Source organism: Caulobacter sp. GW821-FHT10E02, assembly GCF_059415225.1.
In genome coordinates, this window is sequence record NZ_JBWKMV010000003.1 from 534,505 (window position 1) to 546,857 (window position 12,353).

The following is a 12,353-nucleotide window of genomic DNA, read 5'->3' on the forward strand; positions in this document are numbered from 1 at the left end:
GGCCGAACAAAATAAGTAAGGGATGAACTCGTGATCGCTCTGCTCGCTTTCGCCGCCGCCGTCGTCGCCACCCCGGTGCAAACCAAGGCTCCGTCGGACCTGCTGACCCCCGTGTCCGAGCCGCGCGTCGCCGTCGCCCTGCTGAACTGCATGGTCAAGCAGGACGGTCACCTGACCGCCTGCACCGTCCAGGAAGAAAGCCCCAACGATCTCGGCGTCGGCCAGGCCGCCCTGGCGATGATGTCGCAAACCCAGGTCGACCTGCTGGGCCCGGACGGCAAGAGCCGCGCCGGTTCCTACATCCAAGTCCCGGTCCGCATCCGCATCCGCTAAGCATCGGAGACAGCGCATCCTCCAGCTAGGAGGGTGCGCGTCCGAGGCTAGAAATCGCTGGGTGAGCCGGCCACGAGCCAGTGCAGGCCGACCACGATGGATGCCCAGGCGCCGCTGAGGAGGTAGGCGATTGCCCAACCTCCAGAGGCGATGATCGCGCCGCCCCAGCCCGCCAAGAAGAAATGCGCCGCGATACGGCGGCGCAGTCCCGATCCTGCCGCGTAGCCGCAGATGCTGGCGACCCGCATCGGCACGAAGATCGCGTTTTCCCAAAACGTCAGGACAAGCCCGACCACCGTCGCGGCATAGCCAAGGACGAGGCAGGTCCCGAGGGCGTAGTCTTGTCGCGTCCACGTTTCGATCGTGTCGAAGTCCGCTCCGCCGCTGCCTTCCATGTGCAGGCCGACGGGTAGAAGCACTGCGAAGCCAGCCAGCAGCAGGGCCTGGGCGCGAAGGCCGTAGGAGCCTTCGGTAATCAAGTATGCACGCCTGGCGAAGCGCCGCTCGGCCGGGGTCTGACCTCTGGCCCCGCCAGTTCCTTTCGCGAAAAGGAAAGCTAGGCAGAACGCAAGGGCTAGGACCGAGAAGGGGAGCACCCACCCTTGAAGAACGACGAGGCTGTTTTCCAAAACAGCCATGAAGCGTTCTTCAAGGTTCGCAGCGTGTTCATCGGGGCCTTCGATATTAAAGGCCGCCGATACGATCACGGCGAGGATCGCCGATGGAATTCCGGCCAGCAGGCTCTCGGTGACGTTGTATTTCCAGGCGTCAAAGCCGGCGTCCTCGACGAGTTCGCGCAGACGCGGAGCGCCGCCTCTGAGTACGGAAGCGCGCGTCTTGAGGAAGCTGAGAAAGTCCAGAAGTTCGAACATGGATCAATCGTGCCCAATCAACCCAGGGGAGCGCCCCCCCCCCCCGTATAGCGAAGCTTAGGCGTGCGAAAGGCTTCGCGTCTATCTCTATCCGTGCGGTGAAGGTGTGACAGTCCGGAGGCGCATCTTTGCCCGCGACCCACCGTCGCGCCCCGCGTTTCCTACCGTCCGGGTAACAACCCCTAACGCCCTGTTAACCATATTTCGCGCATCTTCGGGCCTCGAAACAACGCGGCCAGTACGGCCGATTCCCACGAGGCTTCGCATGACGGGCGCAGAGGTTCTTGATGTTGGCCGGGACGCGATCTGGCTGACCCTGCAGCTGTGCGCGCCCTGCCTGATCGTCGGCCTGGTGATCGGTGTCGCCATCGGCCTGTTCCAGGCCCTGACCCAGATCCAGGAACAGACCCTGGTCTATGCCCCCAAGATCGTCGCCATCTTCGTGTCGCTGCTGATCTTCCTGCCGATGATGGGCGCGCTGATGAGCGGCTTCATGCGCCAGATCGCTGCCCGCATCGCCGGCATGTAGCGGAAGGGCAGGGACCTCCCGGTGAACTCCTTCGCCACGGCATTCCAGGTCTATGTCGCCGCCCTCGTGTTCGCGCGGGTCGGGGCGATGGTCATGACCATGCCGGGCATCGGCGAGCAGTCGGTGCCGCCGCGCGTGCGCCTGGCGTTCGCCCTCTTGATGGCGCTGATCCTGGGACCGCTGATCCAGAACACCGTGCCGCCGATCCCGACCACCCTGGGCGGCCTGGTCGGCGGAGTGATCCACGAGATCCTGATCGGCCTGATGATCGGCTCGGTGCTGCGGCTGTTCATGAGCTCGCTGACCACGGCCGGTGAAATCATCTCGATGCAGACCACCCTGTCTTTCGCTCAGAGTGTGAACCCCTCGATGCAGGGGTCGAGCACGGCGGTGGCCAGCTTCCTGTCGATGCTGGGCCTGACCCTGGTGATGGCCACGGGGATGCATCACCTGTTCATCGGCGCGATCGTCAAGTCGTACACCATCTTCCCGTTCACCCGCGCCGTGCCGATCAACGACGCCGTCACCCTGGCGGTGCGGACGGTGGCGCAGTCGTTCTCGCTGGGCATCCAGCTGGCCGCGCCGGTGATCGTGTTCTCGCTGGTCTTCAACCTGGCCACGGGCCTGGTCGGCCGGGTCATGCCCGCCTTCCAGATCTTCTTCGTGACCTCGCCGCTCAGCGTGATCCTGGGCCTGTCCCTGCTGGCGCTGTCGCTGGGGGGCATCGCCATGGTCTGGACCGACCGCTATCGCGAACTTCTCGCTGTGTTCAACTAGGGGCGCGGCATGGCGGAAGATTCAGATCCCGAGTCGAAAACAGAAGAACCGTCAGCCAAGAAGCTTTCGGACGCCCGCGCCAAGGGCGACGTCGTCAAATCGGCGGACATCCCGCAGCTGGCTTCGCTGACGGGCGCGGTGTCGGTGATCCTGCTGGCCGGCGGCTGGCTGACCCGCGACCTGGTGGCCGCCCTCTATCCGTTCATCGCCCACGCCGGCACCATCGAGATCTCCAGCGGCGGCGCCGTGCTGCTGATGAAGCAGGCGGTGATGGCCGCCATGCCGCCGCTGCTGCTGGTCATGATCGTGACCTGCACCATGGGTGTGATCGCCAACGTCTCCCAGACCGGCTTCATGCTGACGACGGACAAGCTGAAGCCCGACTTCAGCAAGCTGGACCTGCTGAAGGGCGTCACCCGCATCCTGGGCCCGGACGGCCTGATGCAGTTCGCCAAGTCGGTCGTGAAGATCTTCGTCACCGGCTTCATCGCCTGGATGGTGCTGAAGCCCAATGTCGGCGAGGTGCGCAACCTGGTCGGCATGGACCCGTCGCTGCTGTTGCCCGAGGCGATCAAGCTGTCCAAGAAGATGCTGATCATGGTGATCATCTTCCTGGTCGCCACCGCCGCCTTTGACTACTTCTGGCAGCGCATCCGCTTCATGAACCGCATGCGCATGACCCTCCAGGAGGTCAAGGAAGAGTACAAGCAGTCGGACGGTGACCCGCACATCAAGGGCAAGCGTCGTCAGATCCAGATGCAGCGCTCGCGCCAGCGGATGATGCAGGCTGTCCCGAAGGCGACCGTCGTCGTCATGAACCCGACCCACTACGCCGTCGCGCTGCGCTACGAGCCGGGCGAGACGCCCGCGCCGATGTGCGTGGCCAAGGGCGTCGACGAGCTGGCCCTGAAAATCCGCGCCGTCGCCGAGGAGCACGGCGTCACGGTGCTGGAGGATCCGCCCCTGGCCCGCGCCCTCTACGCCAGCGTCGAGATCGACGAGGAAATCCCGATCGAACACTTCGAAGCCGTCGCCAAGGTCATCAGCTTCGTCATGAACGGGAAGAAGCCACAGCCCCGCGAAGGGCAGCGCGCGCGTCCTCTATAAGACTCAATTTCCAGAAAACTGACCTAGCTCTCGGGAAAGGCTATCCTTTCTCCGGTTGCGGGTGAGTCGCAGCCTCGCCTTAACAAAGGTAACAAACCTACCCATGGCCGATTTCCAGCTCCAGGACAAAGCTTCGACCGGCGCATCGCGCCGGCGCTTCGATCCGTGGCTGGTCGGCGCGGCGATATTCTTCGTGGCCGCGGCGGCCTTTTCCGCCGCTCCGGCGCTGAAGGCCGGCCCCGTCACCCTGGCTGGTCTGCTGCTGCTGCTGGGCGTGGCCGGCGTGGCGATCCTGGGCCTGGTGGCCATTCGCGGCTCGGCCGCCGGGGGCAATGACGTCGACCAGGCCGAGGGCTTCATCGACGCCCTGAGCGAGCCGGCGGCCCTGGCCGCCCCGGACGGACGCCTGCTGGCCGCCAACCTGGCCTGGCGCGAAGTCATGGGCGAGCAGCGCCGCCTGCCCAAGGGCGTGGCCGGCTCCAGCCTGTTCGCCGCCTTGGTCCAGGCCCGCAAGGGCGAGATGGCCCACGGCGTGCTGCGCGCCAGCGGCGTCGACCACACGGCCAAGGTCTCGCGCCTGGCCGGCGGCCGGCTGCTGATCCGCCTGACCCCGATCGTCGAGGTCGAGCGCGTCGTCGAAACCCTGGCCCCCGCGCCGGCGGCCGAGCGCGCCGCCCCGCCGCCGACCACGCTGGACGCCTTCGCTGGCGCCTCGCCGTTCGGCGCGGCCCTGCTGGAAGGGCTGGACCCCTTCAAGTCGAAGGTGCTGGAGGTCAATCCGGCTCTCACGACCATGACCGGCGGCAAGCCCGGCATGGTGTTCGGAGACCTGATCGACACCGCCTCGCGCGCCGAGGCCGAGACCCGCCTGAACGAAGGCAAGGCCGGCCCGTTCGAGGTGCGCCTGGCCCGTGACCAGACCCGCATCGCCCATCTGTATCTCTACCGCGCCGAAGGCCGCGTCGTGGCCTACATGATCGACGTGTCCGAGCAGAAGCAGATGGAGCTTCAGCTGGCCCAGTCGCAGAAGATGCAGGCCATCGGCCAGCTGGCCGGCGGCGTGGCGCACGACTTCAATAACCTGCTGACCGCCATCCAACTGCGCCTGGACGAGCTGCTGCACCGTCACCCGGTCGGCGACCCGTCGTACGAGGGCCTGAACGAGATCCGCCAGACGGGCGTGCGCGCCGCCGACCTGGTCCGCAAGCTGCTGGCCTTCTCGCGCAAGCAGACCGTCCAGCGCGAGGTGCTGGACCTGGGCGAGCTGATCTCGGAGTTCGAGGTCCTGCTGCGCCGCCTGCTGCGCGAAGACGTCAAGCTGATCACCGACTACGGTCGCGACCTGCCGCAGGTGCGGGCCGACAAGAGCCAGCTCGAGACGGCGGTCATGAACCTGGCCGTCAACGCCCGCGACGCCGTGCGCGCGGCCAAGGGCGGCGGCATCGTCCGCATCCGCACCGCTCGCCTGACCCGCGACGAGGCCATCCAGCTGGGCTTCCCGGCGGCCGAGAGCGACACCGCCTTCATCGAAGTGTCGGACGACGGCCCAGGCATCCCGCCCGACGTCATGGGCAAGATCTTCGACCCGTTCTTCACCACCAAGCCGGTGGGCGAGGGCACGGGCCTGGGCCTGGCCACGGTCTACGGCATCGTCAAGCAGAGCGACGGCTGGATCCACGTCCACAGCCGTCCGGGCGAGGGCGCGGCATTCCGTATCTTCCTGCCGATCTATGACGCCCCCGCCGGCGTGATCGCCGCCCAGGCCGCAGCCGCGGCCGAGCCGGTCAAGCCGCGCGCCGCCCGCGACCTGTCGGGCGCCGGCCGCATCCTGTTCGTCGAGGACGAGGACGCGGTCCGCAGCGTCGCCGCCCGCCTGCTGCGCGCCCGCGGCTACGAGGTGCTGGAAGCCGCCGACGGTGAGGAAGCCCTGATCATCGCCGAGGAGCACGCCGGCACGATCGACCTGCTGATCTCCGACGTGATCATGCCCGGCATCGACGGCCCGACCTTGCTGAAGAAGGCCCGCGTCTATCTGGGCGCCGCGCCGGTGATGTTCATCTCCGGCTATGCCGAAGCCGAGTTCAGCGACCTGCTGGAAGGCGAGACCGGCGTGACCTTCCTGCCCAAGCCGATCGACATCAAGACCCTGGCCGAGCGGGTCAAGCAGCAGCTGCAGGCGGCTTAAGGGGTTGCAGAATCCGGGCATGGCCCCGCTACTGCGGCCATGCCTCCGCTACCGCTGACCCGCCGGGCCGCCACGGGCCTGGGCCTTGCCTTCCTCGCCACGCCGGCGCTCGCTACTGGTCCAACCGTCCCGCGCTGGGGTGTGCACGAGATCACGCTGAAGGCGACCGTTCCGGGCAATCCGTTCGACGTCGACCTGCACGCGGCCTTCACCGACGGCAAGACCACGCTAAAGGTGCGTGGCTTCTACGACGGTGACGGGACTTGGCGCATCCGTTTCAGCCCGTCGACCGAAGGGGTCTGGCGCTGGCGGACGACAAGCCCCGTCAAGGCGCTGAACGGTCAGACCGGGACGCTCACCGCCGTCGCGCCGCGCGACCATGGGCCGGTGCATGTGACCGGCGGCTACCACTTCGCCCATGCCGACGGGACGCCCTATCGCCAGGTCGGCACCACGGCCTATGCCTGGGCCCAGCAGAGCGACGCGCTCTGCGACCAGACCCTGGCCACCTTGAAAGCCTCGCCGTTCAACAAGATGCGGATGTGCGTCTTCCCGAACGTGGCGAGCGAGCCGATCCATCCCTTCGAGGCAGCCGGCGAGAGCTGGGACTACGACCGCCTCAACCCCGCCTATTTCCGCCGTCTGGAAGACCGCGTCCGGCGGCTGGGCGAGCAGGGCGTCCAGGCCGATCTGATCCTGTTCCATCCCTACGACGAGAAGACCGGCTGGCACGCCATGAGCCCGGCGCGCGACGATCGCTACGTCCGCTACATGGTCGCGCGGTTCGCCAGCTTCTCGAACGTCTGGTGGTCGCTGGCCAACGAGTTCGACCTGGTGAAGGCCAAGTCGGCCGCCGACTTCGAGCGCATCGGCCAGCTGATCAAGGCCGAGGACCCGTACGGCCACCTGTGCTCGATCCACAACTGGCGCGACCTCTACGACAACGGCCGGCCGTGGATCAGCCACGCCAGCATCCAGCACGGCGCGGCGGTGATGGACGACAGCCGCGCCCAGATCTTCCGCGATGTCTGGAAGAAGCCGGTGATCTTCGACGAGGTCCGCTACGAGGGCGATCTCGACAAGCGCTGGGGTGACCTGACGGCGGAGCAGCTGGTCGAGCGCTTCTGGCATGGTTTGGTGGCCGGGACTTATGTCGGCCACGGCGAGGTCTTCAAGGACGGCGTGCGCTGGACGGCCAAGGGCGGCGCCTTCACGGGTCACAGCGTGCCGCGCCTGGCGTTCCTGAAGACGGTGATGGAGGCTGGGCCGACGCCGGGGCTGGATCCGATCGACCGGACCTGGGACCAGCACCTGGGCGGCAAGGCCGGCAGCTACTACCTGCGCTATTTCGGCGAGGCCGCGCCAACGCAATGGGCCGTGGCCCTGCCCAAGGATGAACTGAAGGGCGGCGAACGCTTCCAGGTCGACGTGCTCGACACCTGGAACATGACCGTGACGCCGATCGACGGCGCCTTCGTCATGGCCAAGAAGGACGCCTACTATCTGCACGACCCGAACCGGCCGACCGTGGCGCTGCCCGGCCGGCCGTGGATGGCGGTGCGGGTGACGAAGCTCTAGGCCTTGGCCGGCAGGAACTTCGAATTGCGCACCAGCGCCGCGCTGACCAGGGCGACCAGCAGGCCGACCGGGAAGATCTCGATGAAGGTCATCGGCATCCGGTACAGCGGGTTGGCGTAGTTCTTCTTCATCTCCGCCATCTCGCCGGCCAGCTTGGCATAGGCGGCGCCGGAGAGGCCCTCGGCCTTCTTCGAGGCCAGGATGCTGGCCGTATACTCGTCCATGAAGCGGTAGTGGGTGATGGCCAGATAGGCCTCCCAGATGGCGACATAGGCGATGCCGGCGACCACCGCGACACCGAGGCCGATCAGAAAGGCCGGCCAGAACTTGATGACCCCGCCCAGCACCTTGTCGCGATGCGACTTGATCGCCAGCAGGATCGCGGTGAGCCCGACCAGCATGATCAGATAGCCTAGCCACAGGCTATGCTGGGCCGAGAACACGATAGTGGCGATCATGCCCAGGATGATGATGACGCCCGAGATCAGGCCGTAGGTCACGATGGTGCGGGTCATGGAAGTCCTCCTCCGCGCCGCCCCCTGCGACGCGTCCCGAGGCTGCCGTCGTCGTGTCCGCGACGGTATCGCCCGAAAGGGTGAATTCGACCGTCTCGCCCTATCGGCGGGCGGTCAAGGGATCAGGGCGAGCTCCCGCGCCTTGCCGACCGCCTGGGTGCGGCGGCCGACCTCCAGCTTGGCGTAGAGGTTGGCCACGTGGGTCTTCACGGTGTTGGGCGAGAGGCCCAGATCGCGGGCGATCTCCTTGTTGGAGCGGCCGGCCGCCAGGCGTTCCAGCACCTTGACCTCCTGGCCCGTGAGGCCGAGCGCGGCGAGGGCGGCGTCGTTGCGCTGGAAGGTCTCGGGCCGGGCGCGGGCGGCCAGCTTCCAGCCGACCCAGACGCCGCCGGCCGCGAAGGCGACGCCGATCAGGCCGACATAGACCTGCCAGGAGAAGGCGCGGACGATGAACCGGTACTCCAGCCACTGCAGCGCGAACGCGCCCAGCGCCAGGACCAGCGCCCACAGGAGGATGGTGCGGATCATCTCCCCCCGCATCGTGGGATCAGCCCAGCCGGGCCTTGGCCTCGGGCGGGGCGACCTGGTCGAACAGGATCTGGATGTGCTGGTCCTTGGCGTGGTCGTTATGCAGCTCCCACGACAGCGAGACCGGCAGGCGCAGGCGGCCGCCATCGGGCAGGCGGGCGATCAGCACGCGCCACGAGAAGCCCTCGCCAGGATCGCCCAACGGGTCCTTGAACTCGACCGGGGCCGGATCGCGCAGGCGGAAGCGGCGCTCGGGATGGGCCTCGAACCAGGCGCGGTCGGCCTCGGCGGTGGGGTCTTTCACGACTTTGGCGGTGAGTTTGCGAACCATGGCGCCGTCCTACCACCGTTCCCATCTTCAGGTCATGAGCGAGAAGCCGATCAAGCGCGTGAAGGCCGACTGGAGCGAGGTGGTGCTGGTGTGCCGCAAGTGCTCGAAGAAGCTGGGCGGCGGCTTCGGCGACGACGGCGACCAGAAGCTGGCCAAGGCCCTGCGCAAGGCCATCGGCGCCAAGGGCAAGGGCCGCAAGGCGCGGGCCGCCGTCATCGAGGTCGATTGCCTGGACGTCTGCCCCAAGGGCGCGGTCGTCGCCGTACGCGCCTCGGCTCCGAAGGAATGGGCGGTAGTCCCGCGCGGCGCCTCGATGAAGACCGTGGTCGAGCGCCTGGGTCTGGAGCCGGTCTAGCGTTGCCTTAGGCGTCCGGCCCGGCGATGCTCGATCCATGGACAGCTTCGCTACACTCCGCCTGAACGCCACGCGGCTGGCGCGCGAGGACCTGTCCGATCTCGTCGCGCTGCATCTCGACGAGGAGGTGTCGCGGTTCCTGGGCGGTGTCCGCTCGGTCGAGAAGACCGCGACCTATCTCGACACCAACCTGCGCCACTGGGATGAGCACGGCCTGGGTCTCTGGACCCTCAGGTCGGCCGACGGCGCGTTCATGGGCCGCGCCGGTCTGCGCTATGTCGAGCTGGAAGGTGTCCGGGAGCTGGAGATCGCCTACGCCCTGGCCAAGCCCGCCTGGGGGCAGGGTCTGGCCACCGAGGTCGCCCAGGCGCTCGTGGAGATCTGGGAGACGCGCTGCGCCGATCCCAGCCTGGTCGGTATCGTCGTGAAGGGTAACCGGCCCTCGGAGAACGTGCTCCAGAAGGCCGGTCTGTCCTACGAACGCGACGCCGTGTTCCACGACGCCGATTGCGGCGTGTTCCGCCGCGTCCGCGCCTAGAAGCCGAAGCGCGCGCCGACCCGCAGGCCGCCGCCCGAGCGACCGCCGCCGTAGTCGCCGCCGGCTTCCACGAAGGTGATCGCGCCGTCGGCCACGCGATAGCTGACGCCGACGGTGAGTTGGCCAAAGGTGCGACCGCCATCCTTCGACAGGTGATCGCTCTGATCGCCGCTGACCAGGGTCACGCCGTTCTTGATCGTGAAGTCGTGGGCCACGAACGCCGCGCCATAGGTGGTGAACGCGCCGCCCAACAGGTCGCTCTGGGCCGAGCCGCGCACGCCGGCCTTGGCGACGAAGCCGGTGGCGTTGTCGAAGTCCAGGCGCTGGCCCAGGGTCTTCATGTCGTCCAGGCGCGTGCTGACATAGTTGACGCCCAGCAGGGTCTCATAGGTCAGGCCGTCCTCGCCGAAGCGATGGCCGGCCTCGACCTGGGCGCCGAAGGCCGTGCCGTCGAACTTGGCGTCGATGCCGTCGACGGTGTTGCTGACCTTGATCGACTGGCGATCGACCTTGGCCAGGCCGTTGACGAAGAAGCCGCCGTTGGTCAGGGCCATATAGGCGCCGAAGTTGATGACGCTGAACTTGGCTTCCTGGCCCGCGACGCCGCTGAAGCGCATCTTCGAGTCGGCATAGCCGCCCGTGACGCCCAGGGTGATGCGCCCGTCGTCCAGGCCGCCATTGATCAGGTCGAGACCCATCTGGCCGCCATAGGTGGTCTGCTGATAGTCGGTGGCGACCTGACGCTGCGGCGACAGCTTGATGGTGTCGTCGCGATCCTGGCGGCCGCCATAGGCCTGGCCCCACACGCCCGCGCCGTTGGCGTCGGAGCCGGCGTCGCGCAGGCTGGCCACGTGGGCGCTCCATGCGTCGGCCGACTGACGCCACACGCTGGCGGCGCCTTGCGAGAACTTCAGCGCCTCGTATGCGCGCTGACCGGCCACGCCCTTGAGGCGATAGCTGGTCGTGGCCGCATCGAAGACGAGATCGTAGTGGATGAGGCCGATCTCATAGTTCTCGATCTGGAAGGCGCCAGCCTTGGTCTCCGCGCCGCCCTGGATCAGGACCGGGCCCTTGTCGCCGGTCAGGACCGCCGTCTTGGCCGACAGACCGCCGAGCACGATGGTCGTGCTGCCGTTGGCCGTGGCGCCGACCACGAGCTTGTCGGCGCCATCCGGTCCGACATCAAGGCCCAGGCGCGACTTGCTGGTCCCGTTGTAGTTGCCCGAAATGGTCAGCACGTCGCCGACATGACCATTCCGCAGATCGATCATGCCGCTGTTCTTGAAGGCCTCGAGCGACAGCAGCGAGACCTGGACGGGCGTGGTCGAATTGGCGCCGATCGTGATGGTGCTGTTGTTGGTCAGACCGTCGTCGCCGCCACCGAAGTCGATGTCCTGCGTCAGGTCGATCGGGTTGTCGTTGGCGATATTGTCGACGTCGTCGGTCAGGGTCTTGTCGCCGAAGCTCTTGCTCGGCGTCTGCTGAGCGGCGGCTTCCTGCGCCATCAGCGGCGACAGCAGGATCATGGGGGCGAGGATGGCCGAGAGCGCGGTCGACGCGCAGAATCGGCCGGCGGCCGGCGTGAAGGCGCCAGCCCGGTGAGCAGAACTCAACACTTACTTGGACTCCGTAAGCGATCGCGCCCCCGCGACGCGGCGGAACCTATGGGGCGCGGCGACCCCGATCAAGGAAAAGTTTCGTAAAAACTGTACAAGCCTATTTGCGGCGTTCCAGCACCATGATCGGCGAGCCCTTGAAGGTCGTGTGGGTCTTCAGCGTGAAGCCGGTCTTGGCGGCCAGGGCCAGCGAGGCGGCGTTGTCGGGATCGATGATGCAGGGCACGACGGGCGGCGCGTGGGTCTCGTCGATCCAGTCCAGACCCGCGCGGACCGCCTCGGTGCCGAAGCCCTGGCCGTGCGACCAGGCCGACAGCACCCAGCCCATCTCCGGCAGGCCGTAGAGGCTGGGCTGGATGTCGCGGCGCAGGTCGGCGAAGCCCACCTCGCCGACATAGCGGCCGGTCGAGGTCTCGCGCACCGCCCAGTAGCCGAAGCCCAGAACCTCCCACAGGCCCCGGGCCCGCATCAGCCGGGTCCAGGTCTCCTCGTCAGTGAAGGGACGGGCGCCGACGTGGCGGACCACCACCGGATCGGCCCACATGTCGCGGCTGTCCTCGAAGTCCGTGATCGTCGGGGGCGCCAGGGTCAGGCGGGCGGTGGTCAGGGTCGGTGCGGGCATCGCGGCTCTGAAGTTTGCGTCGGGCGATGAGCAAGCTACACGGGCTGGCAGAGCAGGGAAGAGCATGACCACGCCGCAAGACGCCATCGCCGCCCGCCGCAAGCTGACCAACAAGCTGATCGCCGCCAAGGATGCCGCGCGCCTGCGGCCGTTCTTCGATCCGCGCGTCACCCTGATCGCCGGCGACGGCTCGCTGCTGCTGGGCGCCGAGGACGTGCTGGCCGCCTTCGCCAGCCAATTCGCCGACAAGGGCTTCGGGGCCTACATCCGCACCACCGAGGATATCGCGCTCAACGCCGAGGGGACCCGCGCCGCCGAACGCGGCCGCTGGGTCGGCCAGTGGAAGGACGCGCCCGAGCAGTCCGGGACCTATCTCGCCACCTGGAAGAAGGTCACCGGCCAGTGGGTGATCGAGAACGAGCTGTTCGTGACCTTGGCCTGAGCGAGCCTGTTGCTTTTCCCTCCAT

The 12,353-nt window shown here is 67.4% G+C and carries 15 protein-coding genes; 9 read left to right on the top strand and 6 right to left on the bottom strand.

Going from position 1 to position 12,353, the window contains the following annotated elements; genetic code table 11:
• Positions 1 to 30 precede the first annotated feature (30 nt).
• Complete coding sequence (locus AC07NI_RS17675; protein ID WP_494621453.1) at positions 31 to 333, top strand: hypothetical protein; 303 nt, start codon at positions 31 to 33, stop codon at positions 331 to 333.
• A 47-nt stretch (positions 334 to 380) separates the two neighbouring features.
• Here the strand turns inward: AC07NI_RS17675 and AC07NI_RS17680 are convergent, their stop codons facing one another.
• Positions 381 to 1,205 carry a hypothetical protein gene (locus tag AC07NI_RS17680; RefSeq protein ID WP_494621455.1) on the bottom strand — a complete coding sequence of 275 codons (825 nt, stop codon included), beginning with the start codon at positions 1,203 to 1,205 and terminating at the stop codon, positions 381 to 383.
• A gap of 265 nt (positions 1,206 to 1,470) precedes the next feature.
• On the opposite strand from AC07NI_RS17680, the gene fliQ reads away from it, so the two are divergent.
• The 5 genes from fliQ (at position 1,471) to AC07NI_RS17705 (ending at position 7,381) form a co-directional block, all read left to right on the top strand.
• Entirely contained in the window at positions 1,471 to 1,734 is a 264-nt protein-coding gene (gene fliQ / locus AC07NI_RS17685; protein WP_099580251.1) for a flagellar biosynthesis protein FliQ, read from the top strand.
• A gap of 21 nt (positions 1,735 to 1,755) precedes the next feature.
• Complete coding sequence (fliR, locus tag AC07NI_RS17690; protein WP_494621457.1) at positions 1,756 to 2,511, top strand: flagellar biosynthetic protein FliR; 756 nt, start codon at positions 1,756 to 1,758, stop codon at positions 2,509 to 2,511.
• Between the two features lie 9 nt (positions 2,512 to 2,520).
• Positions 2,521 to 3,618: a flagellar biosynthesis protein FlhB gene (gene flhB / locus AC07NI_RS17695; RefSeq protein WP_494621459.1), complete on the top strand. Its 1,098-nt coding sequence runs from the start codon at positions 2,521 to 2,523 to the stop codon at positions 3,616 to 3,618.
• 103 nt (positions 3,619 to 3,721) lie between these two features.
• On the top strand, positions 3,722 to 5,803 hold the full coding sequence (gene cckA / locus AC07NI_RS17700; protein ID WP_494621461.1) for a cell cycle histidine kinase CckA: 2,082 nt from the start codon (positions 3,722 to 3,724) through the stop codon (positions 5,801 to 5,803).
• Between the two features lie 39 nt (positions 5,804 to 5,842).
• On the top strand, positions 5,843 to 7,381 hold the full coding sequence (locus AC07NI_RS17705) for a DUF5605 domain-containing protein (protein ID WP_494621463.1): 1,539 nt from the start codon (positions 5,843 to 5,845) through the stop codon (positions 7,379 to 7,381).
• Here AC07NI_RS17705 and AC07NI_RS17710 read toward each other — a convergent pair.
• The 3 genes from AC07NI_RS17710 to AC07NI_RS17720 all read right to left on the bottom strand — a co-directional run bounded on the left by AC07NI_RS17710 (position 7,378) and on the right by AC07NI_RS17720 (position 8,755).
• Positions 7,378 to 7,896, bottom strand: coding sequence for a DUF4199 domain-containing protein (locus AC07NI_RS17710; protein ID WP_494621465.1), 519 nt, complete (start codon positions 7,894 to 7,896; stop codon positions 7,378 to 7,380). The two genes, AC07NI_RS17705 and AC07NI_RS17710, sit on opposite strands and share 4 nt — an antisense overlap.
• Before the next feature lie 114 nt (positions 7,897 to 8,010).
• Positions 8,011 to 8,424: a response regulator transcription factor gene (locus tag AC07NI_RS17715; protein ID WP_494621467.1), complete on the bottom strand. Its 414-nt coding sequence runs from the start codon at positions 8,422 to 8,424 to the stop codon at positions 8,011 to 8,013.
• Between the two features lie 19 nt (positions 8,425 to 8,443).
• Positions 8,444 to 8,755, bottom strand: a complete 312-nt coding sequence (locus AC07NI_RS17720; protein ID WP_494621469.1) for a hypothetical protein — start codon at positions 8,753 to 8,755, stop codon at positions 8,444 to 8,446.
• On the opposite strand from AC07NI_RS17720, the gene AC07NI_RS17725 reads away from it, so the two are divergent.
• The gene (locus AC07NI_RS17725) at positions 8,754 to 9,110 is read left to right on the top strand and encodes a (2Fe-2S) ferredoxin domain-containing protein (RefSeq protein WP_494621470.1); all 357 of its coding nucleotides are present in this window, start codon (positions 8,754 to 8,756) and stop codon (positions 9,108 to 9,110) included. The genes AC07NI_RS17720 and AC07NI_RS17725 overlap by 2 nt on opposite strands.
• A gap of 37 nt (positions 9,111 to 9,147) precedes the next feature.
• Complete coding sequence (locus AC07NI_RS17730) at positions 9,148 to 9,648, top strand: GNAT family N-acetyltransferase (protein ID WP_494621473.1); 501 nt, start codon at positions 9,148 to 9,150, stop codon at positions 9,646 to 9,648.
• On the opposite strand, the gene AC07NI_RS17735 is transcribed toward AC07NI_RS17730, so the two are convergent.
• Both AC07NI_RS17735 and AC07NI_RS17740 read right to left on the bottom strand, forming a co-directional pair.
• Positions 9,645 to 11,261, bottom strand: a complete 1,617-nt coding sequence (locus AC07NI_RS17735) for an autotransporter domain-containing protein (RefSeq protein ID WP_494621475.1) — start codon at positions 11,259 to 11,261, stop codon at positions 9,645 to 9,647. The two genes, AC07NI_RS17730 and AC07NI_RS17735, sit on opposite strands and share 4 nt — an antisense overlap.
• A gap of 103 nt (positions 11,262 to 11,364) precedes the next feature.
• A complete protein-coding gene (locus AC07NI_RS17740) occupies positions 11,365 to 11,886 on the bottom strand; it encodes a GNAT family N-acetyltransferase (protein ID WP_494621477.1) in 522 nt (173 codons plus the stop codon).
• 64 nt (positions 11,887 to 11,950) lie between these two features.
• On the opposite strand from AC07NI_RS17740, the gene AC07NI_RS17745 reads away from it, so the two are divergent.
• Entirely contained in the window at positions 11,951 to 12,328 is a 378-nt protein-coding gene (locus AC07NI_RS17745) for a nuclear transport factor 2 family protein (RefSeq protein ID WP_494621479.1), read from the top strand.
• Positions 12,329 to 12,353: the final 25 nt, after the last annotated feature.

Bases quoted from the DNA above. Each gene is read 5' to 3' on its own strand.
- cckA (WP_494621461.1), top strand. From the start codon at position 3,722: ATGGCCGATTTCCAGCTCCAGGACAAAGCTTCGACCGGCGCATCGCGC.
- AC07NI_RS17715 (WP_494621467.1), bottom strand. From the start codon at position 8,424: ATGATCCGCACCATCCTCCTGTGGGCGCTGGTCCTGGCGCTGGGCGCG.
- AC07NI_RS17680 (WP_494621455.1), bottom strand. From the start codon at position 1,205: ATGTTCGAACTTCTGGACTTTCTCAGCTTCCTCAAGACGCGCGCTTCC.
- AC07NI_RS17740 (WP_494621477.1), bottom strand. From the start codon at position 11,886: ATGCCCGCACCGACCCTGACCACCGCCCGCCTGACCCTGGCGCCCCCG.
- AC07NI_RS17710 (WP_494621465.1), bottom strand. From the start codon at position 7,896: ATGACCCGCACCATCGTGACCTACGGCCTGATCTCGGGCGTCATCATC.
- AC07NI_RS17725 (WP_494621470.1), top strand. From the start codon at position 8,754: ATGGCGCCGTCCTACCACCGTTCCCATCTTCAGGTCATGAGCGAGAAG.
- AC07NI_RS17720 (WP_494621469.1), bottom strand. From the start codon at position 8,755: ATGGTTCGCAAACTCACCGCCAAAGTCGTGAAAGACCCCACCGCCGAG.
- AC07NI_RS17745 (WP_494621479.1), top strand. From the start codon at position 11,951: ATGACCACGCCGCAAGACGCCATCGCCGCCCGCCGCAAGCTGACCAAC.
- AC07NI_RS17705 (WP_494621463.1), top strand. From the start codon at position 5,843: ATGCCTCCGCTACCGCTGACCCGCCGGGCCGCCACGGGCCTGGGCCTT.
- AC07NI_RS17730 (WP_494621473.1), top strand. From the start codon at position 9,148: ATGGACAGCTTCGCTACACTCCGCCTGAACGCCACGCGGCTGGCGCGC.
- flhB (WP_494621459.1), top strand. From the start codon at position 2,521: ATGGCGGAAGATTCAGATCCCGAGTCGAAAACAGAAGAACCGTCAGCC.
- fliQ (WP_099580251.1), top strand. From the start codon at position 1,471: ATGACGGGCGCAGAGGTTCTTGATGTTGGCCGGGACGCGATCTGGCTG.